The sequence below is a fragment of the Erythrobacter sp. A6_0 genome, from assembly GCF_017744235.1.
Taxonomy (GTDB): Bacteria; Pseudomonadota; Alphaproteobacteria; order Sphingomonadales; family Sphingomonadaceae; genus Qipengyuania.
The window spans coordinates 340,022-366,988 of record NZ_JAGHQR010000004.1; the positions used below are offsets into that span (position 1 = coordinate 340,022).

20 protein-coding genes and 1 tRNA gene are annotated in these 26,967 nt (G+C 63.7%); 8 read left to right on the plus strand and 13 right to left on the minus strand.

The window, feature by feature from the left end; all coding sequences use genetic code 11:
* Positions 1–145: 145 nt before the first annotated feature.
* A tRNA-Leu gene (locus J7347_RS12870) sits at positions 146–230 on the plus strand.
* 63 nt (positions 231–293) lie between these two features.
* Positions 294–1,919, plus strand: a complete 1,626-nt coding sequence (gene tig / locus J7347_RS12875) for a trigger factor (protein WP_209162432.1) — start codon at positions 294–296, stop codon at positions 1,917–1,919.
* 218 nt (positions 1,920–2,137) lie between these two features.
* On the opposite strand, the gene J7347_RS12880 is transcribed toward tig, so the two are convergent.
* From J7347_RS12880 to J7347_RS12890, 3 genes are read right to left on the minus strand one after another with little or no spacing between them, the layout of a single operon-like run.
* On the minus strand, positions 2,138–3,580 hold the full coding sequence (locus J7347_RS12880) for a cation:proton antiporter (RefSeq protein WP_209162433.1): 1,443 nt from the start codon (positions 3,578–3,580) through the stop codon (positions 2,138–2,140).
* A gap of 12 nt (positions 3,581–3,592) precedes the next feature.
* Complete coding sequence (locus tag J7347_RS12885; RefSeq protein WP_209162434.1) at positions 3,593–5,140, minus strand: amidase; 1,548 nt, start codon at positions 5,138–5,140, stop codon at positions 3,593–3,595.
* Positions 5,141–5,183: 43 nt separating this feature from the next.
* Positions 5,184–7,328, minus strand: coding sequence for a TonB-dependent receptor plug domain-containing protein (locus J7347_RS12890; protein WP_348521628.1), 2,145 nt, complete (start codon positions 7,326–7,328; stop codon positions 5,184–5,186).
* Between the two features lie 194 nt (positions 7,329–7,522).
* Here J7347_RS12890 and J7347_RS12895 point away from each other — a divergent pair, with 194 nt between their 5' ends.
* Complete coding sequence (locus J7347_RS12895; protein ID WP_245174072.1) at positions 7,523–8,224, plus strand: ATP-dependent Clp protease proteolytic subunit; 702 nt, start codon at positions 7,523–7,525, stop codon at positions 8,222–8,224.
* 244 nt (positions 8,225–8,468) lie between these two features.
* Entirely contained in the window at positions 8,469–9,734 is a 1,266-nt protein-coding gene (gene clpX / locus J7347_RS12900) for an ATP-dependent Clp protease ATP-binding subunit ClpX (protein WP_209162435.1), read from the plus strand.
* A 335-nt stretch (positions 9,735–10,069) separates the two neighbouring features.
* Here clpX and J7347_RS12910 read toward each other — a convergent pair whose 3' ends face one another.
* The 3 genes from J7347_RS12910 to mtgA are packed head-to-tail and all read right to left on the minus strand — an operon-like array spanning position 10,070 to position 12,218.
* Positions 10,070–10,612, minus strand: a complete 543-nt coding sequence (locus J7347_RS12910) for an SEL1-like repeat protein (protein WP_209162436.1) — start codon at positions 10,610–10,612, stop codon at positions 10,070–10,072.
* Positions 10,602–11,546 carry a cation diffusion facilitator family transporter gene (locus J7347_RS12915; protein ID WP_209162437.1) on the minus strand — a complete coding sequence of 315 codons (945 nt, stop codon included), beginning with the start codon at positions 11,544–11,546 and terminating at the stop codon, positions 10,602–10,604. The genes J7347_RS12910 and J7347_RS12915 overlap by 11 nt, the downstream gene beginning before the upstream one ends.
* Positions 11,547–11,549: 3 nt before the next feature.
* Positions 11,550–12,218 carry a monofunctional biosynthetic peptidoglycan transglycosylase gene (gene mtgA, locus J7347_RS12920; protein WP_209162438.1) on the minus strand — a complete coding sequence of 223 codons (669 nt, stop codon included), beginning with the start codon at positions 12,216–12,218 and terminating at the stop codon, positions 11,550–11,552.
* A gap of 89 nt (positions 12,219–12,307) precedes the next feature.
* On the opposite strand from mtgA, the gene J7347_RS12925 reads away from it, so the two are divergent.
* Positions 12,308–13,051, plus strand: a complete 744-nt coding sequence (locus J7347_RS12925) for an SDR family oxidoreductase (RefSeq protein WP_209162439.1) — start codon at positions 12,308–12,310, stop codon at positions 13,049–13,051.
* A gap of 97 nt (positions 13,052–13,148) precedes the next feature.
* On the opposite strand, the gene rpoH is transcribed toward J7347_RS12925, so the two are convergent.
* Positions 13,149–14,054 carry an RNA polymerase sigma factor RpoH gene (gene rpoH / locus J7347_RS12930; RefSeq protein WP_197465545.1) on the minus strand — a complete coding sequence of 302 codons (906 nt, stop codon included), beginning with the start codon at positions 14,052–14,054 and terminating at the stop codon, positions 13,149–13,151.
* Positions 14,055–14,177: 123 nt separating this feature from the next.
* Positions 14,178–15,122 carry an RluA family pseudouridine synthase gene (locus tag J7347_RS12935; protein ID WP_209162514.1) on the minus strand — a complete coding sequence of 315 codons (945 nt, stop codon included), beginning with the start codon at positions 15,120–15,122 and terminating at the stop codon, positions 14,178–14,180.
* A gap of 17 nt (positions 15,123–15,139) precedes the next feature.
* Here J7347_RS12935 and J7347_RS12940 point away from each other — a divergent pair, with 17 nt between their 5' ends.
* The 3 genes from J7347_RS12940 (at position 15,140) to J7347_RS12950 (ending at position 17,124) form a co-directional block, all read left to right on the plus strand.
* On the plus strand, positions 15,140–15,535 hold the full coding sequence (locus J7347_RS12940; protein ID WP_067683760.1) for a M67 family metallopeptidase: 396 nt from the start codon (positions 15,140–15,142) through the stop codon (positions 15,533–15,535).
* 168 nt (positions 15,536–15,703) lie between these two features.
* Positions 15,704–16,363 carry a histidine phosphotransferase family protein gene (locus J7347_RS12945; RefSeq protein WP_067683763.1) on the plus strand — a complete coding sequence of 220 codons (660 nt, stop codon included), beginning with the start codon at positions 15,704–15,706 and terminating at the stop codon, positions 16,361–16,363.
* Positions 16,364–16,485: 122 nt separating this feature from the next.
* Complete coding sequence (locus tag J7347_RS12950; protein ID WP_082851488.1) at positions 16,486–17,124, plus strand: N-acetylmuramoyl-L-alanine amidase; 639 nt, start codon at positions 16,486–16,488, stop codon at positions 17,122–17,124.
* Here J7347_RS12950 and J7347_RS12955 read toward each other — a convergent pair.
* The 5 genes from J7347_RS12955 to J7347_RS12975 all read right to left on the minus strand — a co-directional run bounded on the left by J7347_RS12955 (position 17,121) and on the right by J7347_RS12975 (position 26,893).
* Complete coding sequence (locus tag J7347_RS12955) at positions 17,121–19,088, minus strand: tetratricopeptide repeat-containing sulfotransferase family protein (protein ID WP_209162440.1); 1,968 nt, start codon at positions 19,086–19,088, stop codon at positions 17,121–17,123. The two genes, J7347_RS12950 and J7347_RS12955, sit on opposite strands and share 4 nt — an antisense overlap.
* Before the next feature lie 85 nt (positions 19,089–19,173).
* Positions 19,174–21,864 (minus strand): TonB-dependent receptor, encoded by a 2,691-nt coding sequence (locus J7347_RS12960; RefSeq protein WP_209162441.1) that lies wholly within the window; start codon positions 21,862–21,864, stop codon positions 19,174–19,176.
* Positions 21,865–22,042: 178 nt separating this feature from the next.
* Positions 22,043–23,752 (minus strand): BCCT family transporter, encoded by a 1,710-nt coding sequence (locus J7347_RS12965; RefSeq protein WP_209162442.1) that lies wholly within the window; start codon positions 23,750–23,752, stop codon positions 22,043–22,045.
* A 196-nt stretch (positions 23,753–23,948) separates the two neighbouring features.
* On the minus strand, positions 23,949–25,055 hold the full coding sequence (locus tag J7347_RS12970; RefSeq protein WP_209162443.1) for a copper resistance protein B: 1,107 nt from the start codon (positions 25,053–25,055) through the stop codon (positions 23,949–23,951).
* The gene (locus J7347_RS12975; protein WP_209162444.1) at positions 25,052–26,893 is read right to left on the minus strand and encodes a copper resistance system multicopper oxidase; all 1,842 of its coding nucleotides are present in this window, start codon (positions 26,891–26,893) and stop codon (positions 25,052–25,054) included. Before J7347_RS12975 ends, J7347_RS12970 begins: the two co-directional genes overlap by 4 nt.
* Positions 26,894–26,967 lie beyond the last annotated feature (74 nt).

The window sequence follows — 26,967 nt, forward strand, 5'->3', positions numbered from 1 at the left end:
ACCGACGACGGGTCTGCCCCGTTCCTTCCGTCATGGGCGCTTCACCGCCACGCTTGCCCTTTTCGGCGCAGCGCATTAGAGGCACGCGGCTATACGCGCGCTGGCGGCTGCTGGCGCGCGGCTTCGTTCGTATTGCGGGCGGATTGCGGGCGTGGCGGAATTGGTAGACGCGCTGGTTTTAGGTACCAGTATCGAAAGATGTGGGGGTTCGAGTCCCTTCGCCCGCACCAGCCGCCGCCAACCGGCCGTCCCTCGCGCAGCCCGATAGACAAGATTCGAGAGTATCCGTTCCCATGCAGATTACCGAGACGACCAATGAAGGCCTCAAGCGCGCCTACACGCTGACGATCCCCGCCAAGGACATCGATGCGCGTATCGGGGGCGAGATCAAGAAGATCGCCCCGCAGATCCGCATGCCCGGCTTCCGCCCCGGCAAGGTCCCGGCGAATCTGGTGCGCAAGATGCACGGCGAGCAGATGCACGCGCAGGCCATCAACGACATGATCCGCGAATCGGTCGACGAATTGATGCGCGAAAAGGATCTGCGTCCGGCGATGCAGCCCAAGATCGAGCTCAACGAAGGCTACGATCAGGGCAAGGATGCCGAGCTGTCGGTCGAACTCGAAGTGCTGCCCAAGGTCGACGCGCCCGATGTCGATGGCCTGAAGCTGGAACGCCTGACGGTGCCGGTGGCTGACGAGCAGGTCGACGAGATGCTGCAGCAGCTCGCCGGCAACAATAAGAGCTACAAGGACGCGGCGAAGAGCAAGAAGGCCGCCGATGGCGACCAGCTGATCATCGATTTCGTCGGCCGCGTGGATGGCGAAGAATTCGAAGGCGGCGCCGCCCAGAACACCCCGCTGGTGCTCGGTTCGGGCCAGTTCATCCCCGGCTTCGAAGAGCAGTTGACGGGCGTGAAGACGGGCGATGAAAAGACCATCACTGTCACCTTCCCCGAAGATTACCAGGCCGCGCATCTCGCCGGCAAGGATGCCGAATTCGACATCACGGTCCAGCAGGTGAAGGTCGAAACCGACACCGAGATCGACGACGATTTCGCGAAGAATTTCGGCCTCGACGGGCTGGACAAGCTGAAGGAATTGCTGCGCGCCCAGATCGAGCAGGAAACCAACGGCCTGACGCGCACCCAGATGAAGCGCCAGCTGCTCGACCAGCTTGCTGCGGGCCACGATTTCCCCGTGCCGCAGACCATGGTCGATGCCGAGTTCGAACAGATCTGGGCCCAGCTGCAGCAGGAAGCCGCTCAGGCCGAAGATCCCGAAGCGGCAATGAAGGAAGTGGAAGACGAGCGCGACGATTATCGCCGCATCGCGGAGCGCCGCGTGCGTCTGGGCCTGCTCCTTTCCGAAATCGGCCAGGCCAACGGCGTCGAAGTGACCGGCCAGGAAATGAACATGCTGATCCAGCAGGCCGCCCAGCAATATCGCGCCGAAGATCGCGAACGGTTCATGCAGTATATCCAGCAGGAGCCGATGGCCGCCGCCCAGCTGCGCGCCCCGCTCTACGAGGACAAGGTCGTCGACTTCCTGTTCGACAAGGCCGACGTCACCGACCGCGAAGTGACGCGCGAAGAGCTCGAAGCCGCGATCGAAGCGGATGAGGGCGAGGAAACCGCGAAGGCGAAGGCTCCGGCCAAGAAAAAGGCCGCTCCGAAAAAGAAGGCTGCCGCCAAGGACGCTGGCACGGGCGACGCCAAGGACGCGGACAAGAAGGCTCCGGCGAAGAAGAAGGCTCCCGCCAAGAAAGCCGCCGCCAAGGATGAAGGCGCGGACGACAAGGCACCTGCCAAGAAGGCTCCGGCGAAAAAGGCTGCCGCCAAGAAGGACGACGGCAAGGCCGAAGCCAAGAAGCCTGCGGCCAAGAAGGCTCCGGCCAAGAAGGCCGCTGCGAAGAAGTAATCGATCGGGCGGGCAGGGGCGCAAGCGTCCTTGCCCGCTTCGACCGGCGGTGCCCTTTGGGCTCGCAATGAAACGGAAGAGGTCGTGTGCCTCGCCGGTGTTTCTTCCTCTGAAATCGCCGCCAGAGCCGATCAGGTCAGGTCGCGGGCCTTACCTCCGCCAATCCCCTTACCTACAATATCGTCGCGAGCGTGCCGAAGCGTTTCGGCGCGGCCCGATCACTCCGGCTTGTAGTGCCGCTCGACATCGACCGGTCCGTCGCAGTCGAGCCGGTCCGCATCCTCGTCGCGCATCTGATCGGCTTCGGCTTCCTCGAGTTCCTGCCGCAATTCTTCGCGATCCTCGTGATTGGGCGGGACAAGCGAGGCCATGCTGTCTTCTTCGCCGACATGGATATGGGCGTTGCGCCGCTCGACGAAGCCGATCACCGGCCCCGCAAAGACGCCGTGGACCATGATCGATAGCAGGATCGCGAAGCTGGCGGTCGCCCACAAAATGTCGAGCTGACCGAAGGCTGCGTTGTTCTGGCCGTAGGCGAGGTAATAGATCGATCCCATGCCGCGCACGCCCAGAAAGGCGATCGCGAGCTTTCCGGGCAGGGGCAGGCCGCACAGGGATTCGGCGATCAGGCCGGAAATCGGACGGATCACGAAGACGAGCGCAAGGCCGACCGCCGCACTCGCCCAGGTAAGCCCGTTCAGCACGCCGCTCGCCAGCATAGCACCGAAGCCGAACAGCACGGCGACGAGCACGATCTGTTCGATCTGATCGATGAAGTGATGGCTTATCTTGTGATAGCGGCTGGCATTCTCGCGCTGGCGCGCGGTTACGGCGGCGACGAAGACGGCCAAGAAGCCGTACCCTTCGACCAATTCGGCGCAGCCATAGGCGAGCAGCAGAGTGCCGAGCACCACCAGCCCTTCGCTGGTGGAATAGCGGGGGCGTTCGCTTTCGACATCGTCGATCGGCGCATCTGCCTCGCGCTCGAACACGTACCATGCGCCCGCCCGGCCGATGCCCCATCCGACCAGGCAGCCCATGACGATGCGAAAGACCAGGTCGAAGGCCGCCCATTCCGCCGTCCACCAGCCTAGCGAGGTCATGCCGACAGCGGCGATCGCGAGATAGGTAAAGGGGAAGGCCAGCCCGTCATTGAGGCCCGCTTCGACCGTCAGGCTGAAGCGCACATCGTGGCGCTTCGATTCGCCGGGAGGGCCGACCTGGACGCTGCGGGCGAGCACCGGATCGGTAGGCGCCATCGCCGCTCCCAGAAGTATCGCGCTGGCAGGCGCCAGGCCGAGCGCCCACCAGCCGAGCAGGGCCACCGCGCCCACCGTCAGCGGCATGGCGATGACGAGGAGCGGCCAGATCTGCCGCCAGTTCTTCCAGCTGACCGGACGATCGATCGCCACTCCGGCCGCCGCGAGGCTGGCGATGACGATGAATTCGGTGATGTATTCGAGCGTCAGCGCATCGAACCCGTCGCGCGCCGGATTGAAATGCGGCAGGCCGATGGGAAGCGAGAAGATTGCAAAGCCCGCCGCCACATAGACGATCGGCAGCGACAGCCAGAACCGCGACAGATGTTTTTCCAGACTGACCGCGAGCATCAGCCCGAGGCCGAAGATCGCGAACAGGAAGATGCGCGGGTCGAATTCCATGCCGGAACCCGCTCAGTTCGCAGTCGCGGGCGCGGACGGGCGCAGGGCGGGTTGCCAGCGCTCGAAGCGCGGCTGCGGCAGAACGGCGCTGCGTGCGCGCTCATAGGCGGCTCCCGCCTTCAGCACGGCGTGATCGTCCCACTTCGCGCCGATGATCGACAGGCCGACCGGAAGGCCCTCGATCGCGCCCATGGGCACGGTGAGGTGGGGATAGCCCGCGATCGCGGCAGGCGCGCCGAAGCCGATCGAGCCGTTGAAATTGTCGCCATTGACCAGATCGCTGACCCAGGCGGGCCCGCGCGTCGGCGCGACGAGGAAGCTGACGTCGTTTTCGGCCAGCAGCAAATCGATCGTGCGCTCTCCAGCGAGATGGATCGCGTTCTTTCGCGCTGCTTCGTAGGCCTCGCGGTCGGTGGTGCCTTCCGCCTGGATAAACAGATCCTGCCCGAACCAGCGCATCTCCGTTTCGGCATTGGCCTCGTTGAAGGCGATCAGGTCGGCCAGGCTGCGCGGCATGTCTTCACCGGGAAGGGAGGAGAGGTATTTCCCCATCTCCTCGCGCAGTTCGAACATCAGCACCTGAAAACTGTCGCGATACATCTCGGTATTCGGCTCGAACTCGATATCGACCAGAATGGCGCCCGCGCGCTCCATATCGGCGAGCGCGGCGTCGAATGCGTCTTTCAGATCCTGCCGGTCGCCGACCTGGCCGCGCATCACGCCGATACGCACGCCCTCCAGCGAGGCCTCGGCCAGTCCCGCGCTGTAATCGGCGGGGCGGTTCGGTACCGTAGTCGTCACGGCATCCGCCGGGTCTGCGCCCGCGATCGCGGTCAGCAGCATGGCGGCGTCCATGACGCTGCGCGCCATCGGCCCGGCCGTGTCCTGCGTGCTGGAAATCGGCACGACATGGGTGCGGCTGACCACGCCCACGCTGGGCTTGAAGCCGACCACGCCGTTGATCGAGGCGGGACAGGTGATCGATCCGTTTGTCTCCGTCCCGATCGCGGCCCAGGCGAAACCTGCCGCCACTGCCGCCCCGCTGCCCGAGGAGGAGCCGCAGCTGTTGCGGTCGATCGCATAAGGATTGCGGACGAGGCCGCCCAGCGCACTCCACCCGCTGGTCGAATTGCTGTCGCGGATATTGGCCCATTCGCTGAGATTGGTCTTGCCCATCACCACGCCGCCCGCGCGCCGCAGATTGGCGATCATCGGTGCGTCGCGCCCGGTGAGGTTGTCAGCCAGCACAAGCGATCCGGCGGTTGTCGGCCATTCGCGCGTCTCGATATTGTCCTTCACCAGTACCGTGCGCCCGGCCAGCAGGCTGGCGGCATCTGCCGCGCCAGCCTTGTCTGCGGCACCGGGATCGTATGCGATGACGGCATTCAGCATCGGGCCTGCATCGTCGAGCGTGCGGATGCGCTCCACCGCCGTCGCGGCGTCGCGCGCCGCACCGCTCGCCGAAGCGCTTGCGACTCTTTCAGTCGGCTGCGGCGTAGCTGTTGCACAGGCGGCGAGCGAAAGGGCGAGGGCGGCGAGCGGGATGGCGCGAATGGTCATCCGCCAGCACTGCCATCGCCACGCCCCTGCGGCAAAGCCTAAATCAGAAGTTACCGCTGACGGTCAGGCGGAAGATCGGACCGATCCGGCGGCGCGATGTCTCGCGGAACAGGATCTCCTCGGTTGGGCGCGGCCCGGCGAACAAGGTGCGCTCGAAATTCTGCGTCGCGCCGAAGATGTTCGCGACCGAGGCGTTGAGGGTCAGCCCGTACACGTCCTTGTTCTCCACGAACGCATCCACGAAGGTCGGCCCCTCGCCGAACCGCCCGATCTCGAAGCGACGCGAATAGGGCGCATTGTCGTTGCTGAACAATCCCGCGCCATAGGCCCAGTCCGATCCCGCGACGTCGTGGCGGACATTCGCCTCGACATAGTCGATCGTGTTGTTGGAGAACGGCCGGTCCAATCCGGTGAAGGGGTCGGTCACGCTCAGCCAAGCCTTCGAAGCGTTCACATCGAAGCGCACGCCCCTCGCGCCGATAGGATCGAGTTTCAGCGTCCCGGTCACACTCATGCGGGTCGATTGCGCATCGCCGATATTTCCCCGTGCCTCGCCCCCATTGTCGAGCGGGAAGAAATCGATGAAATCCTCGAAATCGCGGTAGGAATATTCGAGCTTCAGCGAACCCCAAGGACCGAAGCGGCGATTGGCTTCAATATCGAGATCCCAGCTCTGCACCGGGCGCAGGGCGTTGTTGCCCGCATTCTGATTGTCGTCGTCGAGCGCCACGCTGGCGAGAAAATCGCCGAACGACAATTGTCCGACCTTGCGCGTTACCTTTACCGAAGCGTCGAACTTGCCGCCCGGCGTCCAGGCGAGCGAGAGCGAGCCCTTGGGCCGCTGGAACGTGCGCGAATTGGCGGCCACGCCGGTCTGTTCGATGCGCGAATATTCGCCGCCCGCCGTTGCCTGCAAGGCGATCGTCCGCGTAACCTGCTTGCTGACGGACAGGATCGCTTCGTATCGATCCTCGGTCACGCCGCCGGTCCCTGCCGGGAACGGGACGATTACGAACTCTCCTTCGGGCGAGAGACGGAACAGGCCCGATGCGCGGTCAAGCCGGTTGAACGCGGCCTCGCCAGCCAGCTGCCAGTCGGCGGCGAACATGCGCCAGCCATATTCGAAGCGTCCGATCCGCTCGCCGATCCCATTGGTCTGGGTGAAGCGGCTGCCGCGCGGCAGCGAGCCATCGTCGAAGCTGTCGATCACGCTGCTTTGAAATTCGTCGCGTTCGAACCGTTCGAGGGCGATCAGCTTCATCTTGCCCGGCCCGAGCGGAAATTCGATATCGCCGCCGATTTCGTATTCCGGCCCGCGCTCGCGCGCTTCGGCCAGGCGGCTGCGGCGAGGGCCATCGAGGGGCGTCGCCAGTTCGGGCGTCTCCTCGAAAAAGAAATCCTCGCCATATTTGAGATTGAGATTGGCGAGCACGCTGTTCGAAAATTTATAAGTGAAGCGCGTGGAGAGCTGCGGATTGTCGAAACCGCCGGAAAATTTCGTCGCCTGCGTTTCGATCAACTGCCCGCGCCCGTCGGTGATGAGGATATCGCCGTCCGCCCCGAAACGCTGATTGCCGTTGCTGAGCGCAACCGTGTAATCGAGCGCACCGCTGCTGCCCGTCAGCGAGATTTCGCCGCCATAGAGCTGCGCTTTCGTATTATGGGCGCGAAAGCCCGTGGTGTAGCGGAACTGGCCCGAACTGCCGGCGCGCTGGATGACGACATTGGCGACCTGCCCGGTGAGGCCGGGAATATCGAGCACGGTCCCGTCGACGATTTCGATCCGCACCACGTCGCTTGCCGGTATGCGCTGCAATTGATCGCGCGCGCTGTCGGATTTGCTCGATAGCCGTTCGCCATTGATCAGCACGTTCTGGCTCGCCTGGCCGAGCCCGCGCGCCGAACCGCGTTCCTCCGTGATGACGAATCCGGGAATGCGCGCCACCATGTCGAGCGCGTTGCGCGGGGCGAATTGCGCGAAATAGGCGGGCTCGTACACGGTGCCGCGCCCCTGGCCGGTGCCATCGGCGACATTCACGCTCGGCGCGCCATCCCCCTTGGGCGCCGCTGGCGGTTTCTCCTGCGCGAACGCGGCGCTTGCCGTCCCGGCCAGCAGCATGGCGGCGCTCCAACGCGCGGGTCCATTGAGGCGATGACTGGCGATGATTGTTCCTCCCGTGTTGCCCACACGTGTAATCGGGCGCTCGGGGCCCGATATCCGCCATCGACCGGGTGCAATTTGGGTCCGATGAACGGCGCGATCACGCCGTCACGGATCGACGAACTTCGAATGGCGCGCCCGGTTAGGGTAAATGCTCTTGAAAACGCACCCATGATCGCGACATAGCGGGGCGACACGGACGGCAAGGACACTTCATCACTATGATCGATCTCAGCGCAGCACTCGGCGAAACCCACGGCACGCAGGGCCAGTTCACGCGCGACCCGCTCACCGGCGCGCTGGTGCCCGTGGTGGTCGAACAGACCAGCCGGGGCGAGCGCAGCTTCGATATCTTCAGCCGCCTGCTGCGCGAACGCATCGTGTTCGTGACCGGTCAGGTGGAAGACGGGATGGCCTCGCTCATCACCGCGCAGCTGCTGTTCCTCGAAAGCGAAAATCCGTCGAAGCCCATCAGCATGTACATCAATTCGCCCGGCGGCGTGGTGACGGCGGGCATGGCGATCCACGACACGATGCAGTACATCAAGCCGCGCGTTTCGACCGTGTGCATGGGGCAGGCCGCCTCGATGGGCAGCTTCCTGCTGGCTGCGGGTGAGCCGGGCATGCGCATCGCGCTGCCGAATGCGCGCATCATGGTCCACCAGCCTTCGGGCGGCGCGCGCGGCATGGCCAGCGACATCGAAATTCAGGCGCGCGAGATCCTGCGCATCCGCAAGCGGATGAACGATCTCTACGTCAAATACACCGGCAAGAGCCTGACCGACATCGAGAAGGCGATGGATCGCGACACCTTCCTCGAAGCGGAAGAAGCGATGGAATTCGGCATCGTCGACAAGGTCTTCGAGACGCGGCCTGAAAACGAAGGCAGCGAGGGCGAAGGCTCGGGCGGCGCGCCGGAGTGATCTTTCAATCCGATCGCATCCGGACGGACATACGGGCAGGCGCCCGATAGGTACGGATGCGATCGGCGATTAACCGTTTGGACAGCCGGTTCGCGTTACAAGGGCGAACCATGGCAGGATCTTCGTGGCGAAAGCACGGCCCGCCTCTTGGGTAAGGCGTTGCAACCGCTACGATGTTGACCCTGCCCCGCTGGAGCTTACAACCGGCCATTCGCCGGAGGCGATTGCGGGGCGAAGACAGGATATGACCGAGTTGACCGGAACCGATAGCAAATCGACATTGTATTGCAGCTTTTGCGGCAAGTCCCAGCACGAGGTGAGGAAGCTCATCGCCGGGCCGACGGTGTTCATCTGCGACGAATGCGTCGAGCTGTGCAACGACATCATCCGTGAAGAGACCAAGGCGGGAATCGCCGGCAAGAAGGAAGGGGATATCCCCACGCCTTCGGAAATCTTCGAGACGCTGAACGATTACGTGATCGGACAGGACCGCGCCAAGCGCGTGCTCTCCGTCGCGGTGCACAATCACTACAAGCGGCTCAAACATGCGGGCAAGGCGGGCGACGTCGAACTCGCGAAGTCGAATATCCTGCTCGTCGGCCCGACCGGCTGCGGCAAGACGCTGCTGGCGCAGACGCTGGCGCGGACTTTCGACGTGCCCTTCACCATGGCCGACGCCACCACGCTGACCGAAGCGGGTTACGTGGGCGAGGATGTGGAGAACATCATCCTCAAGCTGCTCCAGGCTTCCGACTACAATGTCGAAAAGGCGCAGCACGGCATCGTCTATATCGACGAGATCGACAAGATCACGCGCAAGGCCGAAAACCCTTCGATCACGCGCGACGTGTCGGGCGAAGGCGTGCAGCAGGCGCTCCTGAAGCTGATGGAAGGCACTACCGCCTCCGTTCCGCCGCAGGGCGGGCGCAAGCATCCGCAGCAGGAATTCCTCCAGGTCGATACGACGAACATTCTGTTCATCTGCGGCGGCGCGTTTGCAGGTCTCGAAAAGATCATTGCAGACCGGTTGCAGAAGCGTTCCATCGGCTTCGGCGCGCATGTCGCCGATCCGGACAAGCGCCGCGTGGGCGAATTGCTCGAAAAGAGCGAGCCCGAAGATCTGCTCAAATTCGGCCTCATCCCCGAATTCGTCGGTCGTCTGCCGGTGATCGCAACTCTGCGCGACCTCGACGTCGATGCGCTGGTGACCATCCTGACCGAACCGCGCAATGCGCTGGTCAAGCAATACGCCAAGATGTTCGAGCTCGAGGATGTCGAACTGACCTTCAAGGAAGATGCGCTCAAGGCCATCGCCGACCGCGCCATCGCCCGCAAGACCGGCGCACGCGGCCTGCGCTCGATCGTGGAAGGCATCCTGCTCGACACGATGTTCGACCTGCCCGACATGGACGGGGTGAGCGAGATCGTGGTCGACAAGGACGTGGTCGAAGGCCGCAAGGAACCGATCCAGGTCCATGGCGGCAAGAAGGACAAGGAAGAGGCGGCCTGAGTCGGACGCGCATTCTCTTCGTCTGCGGTAAAAACCGCTGGCGAAGTCCAACAGCCGAACAGATTTATTCCGGCCGAGAGGACATCGACGTCCTTTCGGCCGGAACTGCATCCGACGCGGATGTTCCGCTGGATGGGGAGACAGTAGCGTTGGCGGATCGCATCTTTACCATGGAGGCGCGGCACAGACGTGCTCTGCGATCACGCTTGGCCGAGCAGCTTGGGAACAAGTCGATCGTTAATCTCGGCATCCCGGATCGCTACCGGTTCATGGATGACGCGCTTATCCGTTTGCTGAAAGAACGGCTCGCACGGCATCTGCCTTGAGTCTGAGGTTCATTCGGCTTCGCCAGATATCAGACGGTCCAGCAATTTTTTCGCCTCCACCAAGCCTTCGATACCGGTACCTACGGAAACCGTGGTGACGCTCGATGATGCGCCTACTCCGCCGGGGGTATAGAAATTGCGTCGCGTCCTTCCAGACCGCGCAGCACGCGAGAGATAGTCCCGTGCTCGAGTGATATCTCTTTCAATGACCTCGCCTGCTACCAATCGCTTGCCCAGTTCGTATTGTGCGACCTTGTCGTCGCCGTCGGCCAATCGCTCGACCGTAAGGTTGGACAGGGCGGCATAGGCTTCGGCGTTTCGGCGGGCCTGTGCGATCGCGACGATGAGCGCTTGGCATCCGCTCGCTGGCCTTGTTTCGGTAGGCGTAAAACAGGTGTCGTTGAGGACCTGTTCCTGGACCGCAGTCATCGGCACTTCGCGCCATTCGCCGACAGATTGGGAGCCCACGAGATTCGAGGGGGATCCCGCGCATGAGGCAACAACGATGGATGCAATGGAGAGCAGGAAAAAGCGCACGATATTAGTCGTCACGGCAGCCGTCCGCTTGGCAGATTCTGCGAATTTCGATCTGGATCGTCGTATGGCCGATCCGGTGATGATGCTCCAACTCCTCCGCGACCTCGCGCAGGAAGGCGTCGCCGTAATGACCTTCCGGCATCACCAGATGCGCGGTGAGGGCGGTTTCAGTCGTGCTCATGGGCCAGATATGCAGGTCATGGACCGCCTCGACGCCCGGTAGTCCGGAAAGATAGGCGCGGACCTCGCTCTCGGAAACGGTCTTGGGCACGGCTAACAGGCTCATCGCCACGCTGTCCTTGAGCAGTCCCCACGTGCCCCAGGCGATCACGAGCACGATCGCGATGCTGACGGCGGGATCGATCCAGCGTTCGCCCGTCCACAAAATGGCCAGCCCCGCGATCACGACGCCCAGGCTCACCAGCGCGTCCGCCGCCATGTGGAGGAAGGCGCCGCGGATGTTGATGTCGTCCTGCCCTTTGAGAAACAGCGCGGCGGTGCCCGCGTTCACTAGGATCCCGATGCCCGCCACCACCGCCATCGTTTCGCCCTGCACCGGCGCAGGCTCGGCCACGCGGCGCAGAGTCTCGAACAGAATTGCGCCAATGGCGATCAGCAGCAGCCCCGCATTGGCGAGCGCAGCGAGGATGGTCGAGGATTTGAACCCGTAGGTAAAGCGCTGGGTCGGCGGGCGCTTGGCCGCGGCGCTGGCGCCCCAGGCGAGAAGCAGAGCGAGCACGTCGGACAGGTTATGGCCCGCATCGGCGATCAGGGCCATGGAGCCCGAAATCCATCCATACACTGCCTCGATGATCACGAAGCCGGTGTTGAGGATGATCCCGATCAGAAAGGCGCGGCCGAAATCCTTTGGGGCGTGAGAATGACCGTGAGCATGGTCATGGCCCTGCTCATGCGCCTGTCCTTGCGAATGTCCGTGATGCGAGCCCATCGCCTATTCGTAGACGCAGGCGTCCAGTCCGTCACGCCCTACCACGCCGATGCGGGCGGAGATCGTGTTGCCGTGGCGGCGCAGCCAGCCTCCGGGGTTCACGACCGAACGTTCCTTGGGCAGCGGCAGCGCGGCGGCCATGCGCGCCGCCTCGATCGGCGTCAGGCTGGCGGCGGACTTGTCGAAATAGCGCTCCGCCCCAGCTTCCGCTCCGTACGTGCCAATTCCCGTCTCCGCGACGTTGAGATACACTTCCATTATCCGGCGCTTGCCCCAGATGTTCTCGATCAGAAAAGTGAACCAGGCTTCCAGCCCTTTCCTGAAATAGCCGCCGCCCTGCCACAGGAACACGTTCTTCGCGGTCTGCTGGCTTATCGTGGAGCCACCGCGAATGCGCCCGCCTTCACGATTGCTGCGGATCGCGTTCTCGATCGCTTCCTGATCGAAGCCGTTATGCGAACAGAACTTTCCATCTTCCGCCGCAATGGCCGCGCGCACCAGATTGCGGTCGATATCGGAAAGCGGCTCCCAATCCTTGGTAATTCCGTTCTCGTCCATCAGCATCGTCGCGGTGACGGGAACGGGCACCAATCTGAAGACGACGACCAGCAGCAGGCTCAGCGCAACGAAGCCGAGGATCAGTTTCACCAGCAAGGTCGCGAACCATCTCATCGGGCAGGGATTAGGCGCGGTGCCGCTTGGGTGCAACCGATCGGCGCGCCCACCGTTATGGTGGCACACGGCACAGAAAGCTCCTTTTTATGAAGAACACCGGCAACACCATCCTCATCACCGGCGGCAGCAGCGGCTTCGGGCGCGAATATGCGCGTGCCTGGCACGATGCGGGCAACACCGTGATCGTCGCGGCCCGCAGCGCGGACGAACTCGAAGAGACGGCTAAGGGTCGCGAGAACCTTCATGCAATGCCGCTGGACGTGGCGGATGCGGCGGCGGTCGAACAATTCGCGAAAGAAATCGTCGAGCGGTTCCCCGATTTGAATGTCGTGATGAACAATGCTGGCATCATGCCTTATGAGGACATCAGCGGCGCGCGCGATCTGTCCGATGCCGAGAAGGTGATCGCGATCAATGTCCTCGGGCCGATCCGGCTGACCGATGCACTGATCGATCATCTGAAGGCTCGGGACGATGCGGTGCTGATCAACGTGACATCCGGCCTGGCCTATGTCCCCATGCCCAAGGCGGCGACCTATTCGGCCACCAAGGCGGCGATCCATTCCTACACGCTGTCACTGCGCAAGCTGATGGAGGGGCAGGTCGAGGTGATCGAACTGGTCCCGCCGGGTGTCCAGACCGAACTTACCCCCGGCCAGTCGACACGCGAGGGTTACATGCCGCTCGACGAATTCATCGAGGAGACGCTGGCCCTGTTCGCGCAAAATCCCACGCCGGAGGAAATTCTGGTCGAGCGCGTCAAGGGTTTCCGGTTTGCCGAGAGGGATGGCACGGTGAAAGAGAATCTGGACATGCTGGCGAAGCGGTAGGGCCGATTAATTCGAGCGGCTTTCGCTCCAGCGCAAACGAAAAGGGCCGCGCCTCCATCGCAGAGGCGCGGCCCTTTTATCTGATCGAAGCTGGAAGTCAGGCCATGCCCGGAAGCAGCCGGTCGCCCGCGATCGTCTTCATCGACTTCTGAAGCTTTTCGAAGGCGCGCACTTCGATCTGGCGGATGCGTTCGCGGCTAACGTCGTAGACCTGGCTCAACTCCTCCAGCGTCTGCGGGTTCTCCGTCAGGCGCCGCTCGGTCAGGATGTGCTTTTCGCGGTCGTTGAGGCTGCCCATCGCTTCCAGCAGCATGTCGTGCCGCACTTCGGCCTCTTCGGCGTCGGCTACGGTTTCGTCCTGCAAGGGGCGATCGTCGGTCAGCCAGTCGAGCCATTCGCCCGAGCCTTCCTCGCCATTGCGCATGCTGACATTAAGCGATCCGTCGCCCCCCATCATCATGCGGCGGTTCATGTTGATCACTTCCTGCTCGGGCACGCCGAGATCGGTAGCGATCTTGGTCACGTCGTCGGGATGCAGATCGCTGTCTTCATACGCTTCGAGCTGCTTCTTCATCCGGCGCAGGTTGAAGAACAGTTTCTTCTGCGCGGCGGTGGTGCCCATCTTCACGAGGCTCCAGCTGCGCAGGATAAACTCTTGAATCGAAGCCTTGATCCACCACATCGCATAGGTCGCAAGGCGGAAGCCGCGATCGGCCTCGAACTTCTTGACGCCCTGCATCAGGCCGACATTGCCTTCCGAGATCAGATCGCTGACCGGCAGACCATAGCCGCGATAGCCCATGGCGATCTTCGCCACGAGGCGCAGGTGGGAGGTGACCAGCTGGGCCGCGGCTTCGCTGTCCTCATGCTCCTCGTACCGCTTGGCGAGCATGTATTCCTGCTCGGCGGTGAGGATGGGGAATTTCTTGATTTCGGCGAGATAGCGATTGAGGCTCTTCTCGCCGCCGAGCGCGGGGACGCTCAAGGATTTTGACTTGCTCATGGTACCCTGACCTTTCTCTAGCCAGCCTCTTCGATCGGACCCCTGATGGGCATCCGGTGCGGTGGGCCGCTGGTTCAATATATAGTCTGTGGACCGGCGCGAGTGAAGCGCCCTTCATCGATTTCAACGAGCGGTTTCGTCGATAAGTTCCCGCATGTCGGGTGGCAGTTCGGCGCGGAATTCCACCGTTTCGCCCGTGGTCGGGTGAACGAAACCGAGCTCCGCCGCATGGAGCGCCTGACGGGTGAAATCGAGCCTGGCGAGAAGCTCGCGAAGGGGCTTGGGCGTCCGTCCATAAACAGGGTCTCCCAATAGCGGATGACCTATTGATGCGCAGTGAACGCGCACCTGATGAGTGCGCCCCGTTTCCAGCCGGCATTCGATCAGCGCGGCATGGGCGAGTCGCTGGACGAGCCTGTAATGCGTAACGGCATGTTTCCCGCGTGAGGAATCCTTTGCGAGCACGGCCATTTTCTTCCGGTCCCGGTCCGAACGGCCGAGGCGGGCATCGATCGTGCCTTCCGCTGGGTTGGGATGGCCCGCGCATACCGCCAGATAGCGGCGATGGATCGAATGATCGGCGAACTGGCGCGCGAGGCCTTCATGCGCGGCATCGGTCTTGGCGACCACCAGCAGGCCCGACGTGTCCTTGTCGATCCGGTGCACGATGCCGGGCCGCTCCACGCCGTTGATGCCCGACAGACGCCCCCGGCAATGATGGAGCAGCGCGTTCACCAGCGTCCCGTCGCGATTGCCCGCCGCCGGGTGCACCACCATGCCCGCAGGCTTGTCGACCACGACAAGCTGATCGTCCTCGAACACGATCGTCAGCGGAATGTCCTGAGGTTCGAGATCGAGCGGGGCGGGCGGGGGTAGGGCGATGGCGAAGCGCGCGCCATCGGCCACCTTCCTGTTGGGCGAAGTGGCAATGGCTCCATCCAGCGTGACCGATCCCTCGACGATCAGGGCCTTGATCCGCTCGCGCGACAGGTCGGTCGCCTCGGCAAGCGCCTTGTCGAGGCGATTGGAGGCGGCAAGCGCGCCAGTGATGCATTGCGGGCCGGACATCGCTATGGCCATGCGCGATGGCTCTCACCGTGACAAGGCAGGCGATCGCGCGCATGCTCGCCGAAGCGGAGCGCGCCCATCCGCACGAGGCATGCGGCCTGCTCCTCGGCCAGGGGGAGCGCATTACCGCCATCCGGCCCACCGCCAACGTCCATCCCGAACCCGCGCGGTTCTTCGAAATCGATCCGCAGGCGCTGATCGATGCGCATCGTTCGGCGCGTTCGGGCGGTGCGGAGCTGATCGGTTATTACCACTCGCATCCCGTAGGCCCGCCCGAACCGTCCGCAACCGACCGCGCGCAGGGAACGGGGGACGACAGGGTGTGGGCGATCGTCGGCGAACGGACGATCCGTTTCTGGCGCGACACGAAGGATGGTTTTGAACCACTTTCCTATGTGGCCGACGAAGGCTAGATGGGTCTGGCACCCGACGATCGCTTGGTTCGTGGGGACGATCGGAATATCGTCCCGCAGGATCGGCCATTGCCGAAGTCGACGGATGCCGGAATACAATGCGGTGTGGCGGCAAATCCGGACGCCCCGCTCGCACCGCCAATCGCCTCGCTCTGAATTGGGATTACGATGACCGCCACTTCCGCCACCGATCTCGCCGCGCTGCTGTGTTCGCGCCTGTGCCACGACATGCTGTCTCCGGTGGGGGCGCTGTCGAACGGGCTCGAACTGCTTGCGATCGAAAGCGATCCGGAGATGCGGCAGAACTGTATCGAACTGCTCGAACAGAGCGCCACGATCAGCGCCAACAAGCTGAAATATTTCCGGCTGGCCTATGGCGCGGCGGGCGGCTTCGGAGACCGTGTCGGCGTCGAAGAGCCGAAGGATCTGATCCAGTCGCTCGCCACCGACAAGGGGCGGATCGAGGTGAACTGGGCGCTTTCGGGCGGCACGCTTGCCAAGCCGGCGGTCAAGGTGCTGCTCAACTTCGCGCAGATCGCGCTGGATGCTCTGGTGCGCGGCGGCACGCTCGATGTCGGGGCCGAAGTGCGGGATGGGGCCTGCGAGATCGTGATCCGCGCGGCGGGGCCGAAGATCGCCTTTGACGAGGTGCTGGGGCGCGCGCTGGACGGCAAGCTCGATGCGGACGAGCTGACCAGCCGCACGGTGTCCGCACACATGATCCATCTGCTGGCGCAGGAATGTGGCGGCGGGCTTCAGTACGCCAAAGGTGACGATGCGCTGGTGCTGGGTGCGGTGCTGCCCGAACCCGAAGGCATGATCGGGTGAGCGAGCCTCTGACACCGTCCGATTTCGGTAAGGTCGGCGAGGAGCTGCCCACCAGCCGGGACGAGCTGGTCCATCGCGAGGTGCTTTCGCCGAACCATGACGAGCGCGCACTGCCCGTATCCATGGTGGTGATCCACTACACCGAGATGGAGGACAAAGGCTTTGCAATCGAGCGGTTGTGCGATCCGGAAGCCAAGGTTTCCGCCCATTATCTGATCGGCGAACAGGGCGAGGTCGTTCGGCTGGTGCCGGAAGAAAAGCGCGCCTGGCATGCGGGCGTCTCCTATTGGCGCGGGATCAAGGACGTGAATTCAGCCTCGATCGGGATCGAGCTAGACCATCCGGGCCATAAATACGGCTATCGCGGCTTCAACGATGCGCAGTTCGAAGCGCTGGTCCCGCTGGTGGCGCGCATGGTGAAGCGGTTCGACATTCCGCGCGCCAATGTGGTCGGCCATTCGGACGTCGCCCCGCAGCGCAAGATCGATCCGGGCGAGCTGTTCCCGTGGGAGCGGCTGGCCGAATACGGACTGTGCCTGCCGATACCGGACAAGCTCGAACGCGGCGATCCGTTCGATAACGACGCTTCGTTCTATCTCGCGCTCGAACGTTATGGCTACGACATCACCGACGGGCACAAGGCGGTCGAGGCGTTCCAGCGCCGCTGGCGTCCGCGCCGGATCGACGGGGTCATCGATGGGGAGGTGCGGGCGATCCTGTTCCAGCTCCTGCTCGATCGGGATCGCGGCACGACCCGCTAATCGGCGAGCGGGCCCAGCGCGGTCTTGAGATCGCCGAGCCAGGGCTCGTACGGCTTCCACGCCCCCTGGCCGGAGCGGTTGATCGGCCTTCGGACCTGTTCCGAACTCGCCGTGCGCACCGCGCGCGCCGTGCGGTGGAATTCGAGGCAGGCCTCCTCGAAAGGCAGGCCGATATGATCGAGCATGCGCCGGGTCTGCCCTTCGAGATCGTCGAGCACGTCTTCGTGCCGCACGCGCAGCACCTTTCCCGGCAGCACGCGGTCCCAGTGGTCCATCAAAGCGACGTAATCGGCGTAATAGCGCCCGATCTCGGTCAGGCCGTATGTGAAGTCCTGCCCTTCGGCGAACAGCTGCTTGAAGCCGGAGAAGCAGCAATCCATCGGATCGCGCCGCGCATCGATGATTGTCGCATTGGGCAGGATCAGGTGGATGAGCCCGATATGCCGGAAATTGTTCGGCATCTTGTCGATGAAGAAGGGCGCGCCCTGCCTGTGGATGCGGGTGTTGGCGAGGAAATCCCGGCCGAACTCGGTGAATTGGTCGGGCGTCAGATCGTGGAGCACTTGCGGATAGCGTGACTGGCCCGCCTTCCTGCCCCGCAACCGGTGCGCCAGCGCGAGTACGTTGGGCAGCTCCAGCGTCCCGTCGATCTGCGAATGGCTGGCGAGGATCTGTTCGAGCAGGGTCGATCCTGCGCGCGGCAGGCCGAGGATGAAGATCGGATCGCGCGCCGGATCGCCCGCGCCCTGCTTCGCCGCGAAGAGATCGGATGTGCAGACCTCTTCCTGCGCTTTCAGCTCCTCGCTCATCCGATCGGCGTCGTAGCGGGTCTGGCGCCGCTTCAGCGCATTGCCCTCTTCGTAGAAGCCGAAGGAGGCCTCGTATTCCTCGCGATCCTCGTGCGCTTTTCCCAGAGCGAAGGTGAGATGCACCCGGTCCATGAACGCGATTTCGGGCCGCGCGACCTGCTCGCGCATGGCGGCGATCTCGCCTTCGGTGAAGCGATAGGTCTTGAGATTGGCGAGCGCGTAATAGGCATCGCCGTGATCGGGCTTGGCGGCGATCGCCGCGCGGTAGGAAGCCACGGCTTCGTCCTGCTGCCCGGTCGTCTTGAGCGCATGCCCGCGCGAGGTCAGCGTCGCCGGATCGTCGGGCAATTTGGCGAGCACTGCGTCGAACAATTCGAAGGCGCGCGTATAATCGCCGGTCTGCATACTCTCGATCGCGAGATGCGACTGGAATAACGGGCTTTCGGGATCGCGGCGGTAAAGCGCTTCGGCCTCGTCGCGCGACCGTTCGAATTTCTGGCGCTTGCGCAGCACGTCCATGTAATCGAGCCGGACCTGGATATTGTCCGGTTCGAACGCGACCGCGCTTTCCAGCAGGAATTCCGCATCGTCGAGAATGCCGAGCCTGAGGCCGATCTGCGCGAGCAGGCGCATCGCTTCGACATGGCGCGGATTGCGGCGCAGGAAATGGCGGCAGATCTCTTCGGCCCGCAGGGGACGGCCTTCATGCAGATGATGGGTGACCGCCACCAGCTCGCGCGGCAGCGCCGTAACGCGCCGCGCCTGTTCCTGCGCGGCGGCGGCTTCCGCCGTGCGTCCCATCGCTGCCAGCAATTCCGCCTGTGCGGTCCAGCTTGCAGTCAGGGCCGGATTGAAGCGCACCGCGCGGGCATAGGCGCTGAGCGCCTCGTCAGTGTTCCCACGCGCCCGCGCGAGATGCCCCGCTTCCTGCCAGGCGCGCCCGTATTCGGGCATTTCGGCATGCAACCGCTCCAGAAAGGATCGCGCCGCATCGTGCCGATCCAGATAGCGCGCCGCGGCCGCCGCGACATAGAGCGCATCGCCATCCTTCGGATCCTGCGCCAGCAGCGCTTCGGCACACGCTAACCCGGCGGCGAAATCGCCGCGCTGCAGGGCTTCCTGGGCTGCTTTCAATTGGTCGCCGTGATCGCTCATGCTTGAGCCATTCGCAAAAACGAACGGCGGGGGCAAACCCGGTAAAAGGTTCGCCCCCGCCGCATCATGTCGTTCGACGACTGGATCAGTAGCTGAAGCTCGCCTTCACGCCCACGGTCAGCGGGCGATTGGTCACGATACGCGGGCGATCGTAGTAGAAATCGCCTGCGATCTGGGCTCGTTCGTCGAACAGGTTCGCCCCGTACACTTCGAACTTCCACTGATCGTAAGCGACGCCTGCCGAGAGATTGACCAGCGTGTAGCTGTCGAGTTCAAGCCGGTTGATCGCGATGATGTCGGTGAATTTCGACGCCGAATGCGAAACCGACGGCTGCACGAAGGCTTCGAGCCGGTCCGACAGATCCCATTCGTACCGCACCCGCAGATTGCCCTGGAAGGACGGCGCATAGGCGAGGTCGGATCCGGCCTGGACGTCGTCGGTCGGGGTCAGCACTTCGGTGATCTCGGTATCGAGCAACGAGACTGCGCCCGACACGGTCAGGCCCGGCACCGCATAGGGCGCGAAGGTGAAGTCCGCCTCGAACCCGAAGATCTCCGCATTCGCCGCATTGTCCGAGAAGAACAGATTGGTGATGCTGGGATCGAAGATCGTCGTCTGCAGATTGCTGATATCGACATAGAACAGGCTGCCATTGACGCGCAGCTGCCGGTCGAAGAGCTGGGTTTTGGCGCCGATTTCGTAGTTCTTCACCTCGTCCGATTCCAGTTCGAACGGCACGGTGAAGCCGCCGGGCCCCTGCGCGCCGCCGGGCCGGTTGAGCAGACCGGGGCGGAAGCCTTCGGAATAGGTGGCGTAGAACAGCAGATCGTCGCTCGGGGTGACGTTGACGGTCCCCTTGAAGATCACGCCCTTGGTGCGCGCCTCGTCCGGCGCGCGCACCGCGTTGAACACCTGCTGTGCCTGCGCCGCACTGAGCCCGGCCGCCTGAATGTCGGCCAAGCTGTCGTTAAGATCGAAGGTCTGGCGAAGATCGGCGTTGCACGAACCGATGAAGGTGTACTGGCCATCGCCATCGTAAAGGTCGGAGATGTTCGTGCCGAAGGCATTGGCATCCTCGGCCGCGCCGGAATTGCAGAAGCTGCTGTTCGCGGTGCCTTCGAAATCGACCGCCACGTCGTAATAGCGCGCGCCGCCGGTGACCGAGAGAAAATCGGGCACGATGTCGAAGCTCACCTGGCCGAAGACGCCGATCTGTTCGTCGGTGCGCTTCACGTCGTTGCGGAAGATCGCGGTGGCGGGAAGCGGGCCGGGATCAGACTGAAACGCGCCCGGGAACGGGAAATTCGGCGCGAAGGGACCGAACGGTGCCGCGGCGATGTTACCCGGATAATTGTAGTCGTTGCGCTCCTTCAGAACGAGGCGCGAATAAAAGCCCCCGGCGCTGACGCGGAAGCGGTTTTCTTCCGGCGTGCTGACGCGCAATTCCTGCGTGAACTTGGTCAGATCGGTATCCGACGTCACGAAGGCGTTGGGCGGCTGGCACGTGCCGCTCGGCGCGGCGTCGCCCGGATAGGTCACCGAACCGTCGCAGATGTAATAGGGCAGGTACTGGCCCGCGAACAGATAGTCGGAATAGTCGATCCGCTGTTCGGTCTCGCGATCGGTGTAGGCCCCGTTATAGATCACGTCGAGCATGCCGAGGCGGCCTTCGACGTTCCAGGCAGTGTTCGAGAAATCGTCTTCCAGCCGGTCGTCCTCGAAGCGCTGGATTTCCAGATCGTCTAGATCGAGGTCGGGATCGGAGAAGAAGACGCCGTCGCTCTCAAGGCTCTGGCGGCTATGCGCCACGGTGATCGTCCAGTCCGGCGTCACCTCGTACAATGCGGTGACGCGGAAGCCCGAATACTGGGTGTCGTTGAAATTGTCTTCCACGAGCCCGGCATTGTTCGCTTCGAGGAAGGTGACGTTCGACAGATCGGCCCCGGCCTGGAAACCGGCCCGGTTCGGCGCCACGACCGCGCCGTTGCGGCGCACGGTGCCCGCGGGGCGGAAACGCGCGCTTCCGCGTGCGGTGCGGGTGCCTGCGACATTGTCGACATAGCCGCCCTGATCGTCGAGATAGACCACGCCGCGCAGCGCCAGGCTGTCGGTGACGGGGACGTTCAGCATCGCTTCGGCACTGTAGCTGGTCTCACCATCCTTGGTGAAGGAAGTGCCTGCCGTCACCTTGGCGTCCCACTGGCCGAGACGCGGCTTGTTGGTGATGAGGCGCACGACGCCGGCCTGCGAACTGGCGCCGAACAGCGTGCCCTGCGGACCCGAAAGGACCTCGATCCGCTCCAGATCGGCGGCGTAGACGTCGAGATTGCGGCCCGGCTGCGAGAGCGGCTGCTCGTCGAGATAGAGCGACACGTTAGGCGCGAGGCCTGCGACGCCTGCGGTGGTCAGGTTCGGCGTGGTCGAGGCGAGACCGCGAATGTAGATCGTGCTCTGGCCCGGGCTGCCGCCCCCGGCGGTGACGGTAGGAAGTTCTTCGAGATAATCATCGAAGGTCGCGATGTTGAGCTGGTCGAGCTGCTCTTCCCCGAGAGCCTGGACCGAGATCGGCACATCCTGCAGGTTCTCGTTGCGGCGCTGCGCGGTCACGACGATGGTCTGGACGCCGCCCTGCCGCTGAGGCCGGTCGGCCTGCGTGGTACCCTGAGTAGCGGGTTGCGTGCTGGCGGGCTGGGCGGCCGCATCCTGAGCGGCGGCGGGCGTGGCGAGAGCGATGGCGAGCGCGCCGATCGAGGCTCCGCCTACATAGTTTTTCATTTTTGACCCCTGTGTCTTCTACGGACGAGTTGGCGAAATCCGGCGCGACGGAGGTCGGCCGGTTATCGAAATGCGAGTTTTGCTAGGGGGCCTAGGCTAACGGACCGGGTGGTGCCGGGCCACAGTGGGCCCGGCAAATTCGCCTAATGAATGCAGCAGCGTTGCAAATTCGCCACAGTTATGTTGCGTCGCTTCGGGCCTCGGCCTCGCGTGCCGTAACGTCATCGGCCAGTTCCACCGCTCTGGTTTCGACGCCCTGACTTTTACGGATCAGATCGTACACGACCGCCTTCAGCACGCCGACGCCCATTGCGGCGAGGACGAAGGAGAATGGCAGCGCGCCGATGATCATCGTGATGCGGATCGCGTCGATACCGCCCAGCACCAGCATGCTGCCGACCACGAAGGCGAGCGCCGCGCCCCAGAACAGGATATGATGGCGACGGTCCCCTTCGGTCTCTCCGGCGCCGTTGATCGTGTTGACGATCAGGATCGCGCTGTCGGCGGACGTGACCAGATAGGTCAGCAGCAGCACGACGATCAGCCCCGCCGCGATCTGCGCGACGGCAGGATCGAGCATGACGGCCAGCGTCGCGAAGAGCTGGTCGGCCATTTCCGCATTCACGATGCTGCCTCCGGCTGCGCCGCTGAGTTCCAGATCGATCGCGGTTCCGCCCACCAGCGCCATCCACACGAAACAGACGAGCGACGGCACCAGCATCACGCCGAAGACATATTCGCGGATCGTGCGGCCGCGCGAGATGCGGGCGATGAACATGCCAACGAAGGGCGCGAACGCGATCCACCACGCCCAGTAGAACACCGACCAGTCGAGCTGCCACTGGACCAGCTCGGCCCCGAAGGGCGCGTCTTCGGAAAACAGCGTCAGGGAATTGGGGACGAGGGTGCGGATGTAGTCGAAAATTCCCAGGCCCAGCGTCTTCATCCCATACGTCAGCGAACCGAAGATCGCGAAGACGATCAGCAGCAGGGCGGACAGGCCGAGATTGAGATTGGAGAGCCACTTGATCCCCTTGCCCACGCCCGACAATGCGCTGAGCGTGGAGGCCCCGACGAGGATCGCAAGCGCGAGCAGGATGGCGGGGACCGAGGACGAGCCGTCGGGATCGAGGAGCCAGTCGCCAAGGCCAAGGCGCGCAAGCCCCGCCACGAATTGTTCGACACCCAAGCCCATGGTCACGGCCACGCCCAGGATCGTCGCCACGACCGCGACCACATCGACGACATGACCGAACGGACCCGACATCGCCTTGCCGAACAGCGGAGCAAGGGCGGACCGGATCGTCAGCGGAAGGCCGCGGCGATACGCCACATAGCCGACCGACAGCCCGACCAGAGCGTAAGTCCCCCAGGCGGCGAAGCCCCAGTGGAGGAAGGTGTAGATATAGGCCGATCGTACCGCTTCGGCGGATTGCGAGGCCACCAGGCCGCGGATGATATCGGGATTGTTGCTGAAATGCGCCAGCGGCTCGCCGGTGGAATAGGTCAGCACGCCGATGCCGATCCCGGCACCGAACAGCATGGCGAACCAGGATAGGCGACCGAATTCGGGCTTCTCGTCCGCCATTCCGATGCGCAGGCGCCCCGATTGCGGGATCACTGCAAGCACGATGCAGGCGCTCAGCAGGAAGGCGACCAGATAGACATACCACCCCGCAAAGGTCGAAATGATCGTCGAATTGGCGGCCGTCAGCGTTTCGTTGGCGCTGACGGGAAAGAAGATCGCCCACATGATCAGCAGCGACACGATGACCTTGGCCGGGATCGTCACTTCGCGGCTGAAACCATCGTAGAAACCGCGGCTGGCGGTGCGGATGGGCAGGTCGACGAGAGGCGGAGAAATCCGCTTGTCGGAATGATCGGTCATGAAGGGCTCTCTAATTGAGTGCGTCAAGCCTTGAAAAAGGCCGAGAATATCGAGCGGCACGATAGACGGATCGCGAAAATTAGCAAATGCGCAGCGGCGCGGATGCGCCCGAGCAGGCGGCGCCGTACGGGGCGCGCGGCGCCGCCCGGCTCATAAGCGCCTGTAATGGTTCAAGCTGCTGCGAGGAAGCGCCGCCTCAAAACCAGAATCGTAAACCGACGACGTAATTGGTCGTGCTCGGGTCCTCGCCGGAAGCGCGGGCGTAATCGGCACTGCCGCCCAGCTTCCATTCCTGTTCGATCCCGACATAGGGCGCGAATTCGCGGGCGATCTCGTAACGAAGGCGCAGGCCCGTCTCGATCGTGTCGAGGCCTGCGCCGATGCCGAGTTCGGGGACGTCCTGCGCGGCGAGCGCGACTTCGAGGCGGGGCTGGACGATCAGGCGCTGGGTCACGCGCTGGTCGAGCTCGACCTCCGCCGTGGCGGTCAGATCGCCCTTGGTCGACAGCAGCAGATCGGCCTCGACCTCGAACAGATACGGGGCAAGGCCCTGGATGCCGATATCGAGATAGGTGCGCTCCGGCCCGGTCAGATCCTGCCGAACGCCCGCCTGGAGATCGAAATAGGGATTGATCGCGCGCCCGTAGAGCAGCGCGACATCGGCGCTTTCCAGCCCCTCGCCGAACGCTCCTTCGCCTTCGGATTCGAGCCAGACCCGGTTGATGTCGCCGCCATACCAGGCATCGCCGTCCCACAGATAACCGTCCTCGCCCTCGCGCGCCCGGTATTCGAAGCGATCGAGAACAAGGCCTGCGGTCAGCATGCCGCCATTCTCGCGAGCCAGTGCGGCGCGGCTGGCGCGCATGGCGTCGGCGCCCCAGATGGCATCGGCGGCGGTCGGCGGGCCGGACCCGGCGGATGCGGGCGGCGGCGCGATCGGGATTTCCGGGGACTGGTTTGAGACCGAGCCGTGGTTCATATCCGAATGGTCCATGCCGGAATGGTCCATGGTCGCATGATCCATCTGGCCGTGAGCCATGCTCGCATGATCCATCGCGTTATGGTCCATCGCGCCATGATCCATGTCCGCGTGATCGACCGGAGCGGGATCCTCAGGCGCGCAGCTGTCCTCGGGCACGGCATGGCCCATCGCGCGATGACGGGCCGCTTCGGCTTCGCATTCGGACTGCGGCGTCGCGGTATGGTGCCCCATATGCGCCGCATGGTCGGCATGGGATTGCGCGAAGCCCGGTCCGGCAGAGCTGGCCAGAACGAGCGCGGCGAGATTTACGGCGCGGCTCATCCTTCGGCTCCCGCAGTGGTCCCGGGCTGGGCCACGGTCACCACCTGAAACATGCCCGAATGCATGTGATAGAGCAGGTGGCAATGGAACGCCCAATCGCCCGGCTCGTCGGCTGTGAGGTCGAATTGGGCGAAGCCGCCCGGCTGGACGATCACGGTGTGCTTTTGCGGCTTGAAGCCTTCGGGTGCGCCATTGACCAGTTCGAAGAAGTGGCCGTGCAGATGGATCGGGTGCGCCATCATGGTGTTGTTGACCAGCTTGACCCGGACCCGTTCGTTATAGGCGAAGCGGATCGGATTATCGGTGACGGAGGAGTATTTCTCCCCGTCGAACGACCACATGTAGCGTTCCATGTTTCCGGTCAGATGGATTTCCAGCATCCGCGAGGGGGTGCGCGGATCGTCGTTCCGTTCAAGCGCGGCGAGATCGTTATAGGTCAGCACCTTGTGCGGCACCCTGTCGAGCCCGATGCCGGGATCGCCCATCCGGTCCACCGGATTAATCGCCACCATGTCGATACCGGGGCCGATTTTGACGGTGGGCGGAAGCTTGGACGTGTCGCGCATGTCCATCCCGCCCATATCCATGCCGGACATGTCCATCGGCTCGGCAGCCGTGGTCTTGGCGGGCATGTCATGTCCCATGGCGGAATGATCCATACCGCCCATCGCGCCAGCACCATCGCCATGATCCATGCCGCCGTGGTCCATTCCCCCACCATGGGCGCCGTGGTTCATGCCCATATCGGCCATGGTGAGGAGCGGAGCTTCGCGTAGGGCAGGCACCGGCGCGCGGGCGCCCGGCCTGCTCGCCAGCGTTGCCACCGCCATGCCCGATCGGTCCATCGCCTCGGCCACGATGGTCATCGCCTCGTCGGTCGGTTCCACCACAATGTCGTAGGTTTCGGCCGTACCGATCTGGAATTCCTGCACCGGAACCGGGCGCACATTCTGCCCGTCGGCGGCCACCACATGGATGGTCGCGCCGGGAATGCGGACGTTGAAGAAGCTCATCGCGCTGCCGTTGATCACGCGGATGCGCACCCGCTCTCCGGGGTTGAAAAGATATTCCAGCCCTTCTTCCGGGCCATGCCCATTGGCGAGATAGGTGTAGGTCGATCCGGTCACGTCCAGAATGTCGGTCGCCATCATCCGCATCCGGCCCCACATCCGCCGCTGTTCGGCATCGAGCGGATAATCGTCGGTGAAGCTGGTCTGCTGGTAATTGAAGTAGCCTTCGCCCTTCTTCAACTTGTCCATGATCGCGTGCGGATGCATCGGCGTGAACTCGCTTAAAAGCATCACGTAATCGCGATCCGCCTGCACGGGATCGGGCCCAGCGGGATCGACCACGATCGGCCCGTAATGCCCCGCCTGCTCCTGCAGGTTCGAATGCGAATGCCACCAATAGGTCCCGGCCTGGCGCACGGGAAATTCGGCGGTGAAGCTCTTCCCCGGGGCGATGCCGGGGAAGCTGACGCCCGGCACCCCGTCGAGATGGAAGGGCAACAGCAGGCCATGCCAATGAATCGAGGTATCCTCGTCCAGAGTGTTGTGGACGTTGAGGCGCACGCTCGTGCCCTCTTTCAAGCGCAGGAGAGGGCCGGGCACGCTACCATTGACGGCGATAGCATGGCCGCGCCGCCCCTGAACCGTATGCATGCCTTCGCCAACGGTCAGATCGATACTTGCGCCCGAAACCTCGTCGAAGCCGGACCGGATCGCGCCGCCATGGTGGATCGAAGCCCCGCGCGCCCAGGCGGGCAAGGCGCTCAACATGCCTGCGCCAAGCATGCCTGCACCCAGCAGGCGGCGGCGGGTAATGGACAGATCGGACATCGGACTTGCAACTCCTTCGCGAGCCGACATATATACCCCCCTACAGTATTGCAAGAAGGCCGGAAGGGCCTGCC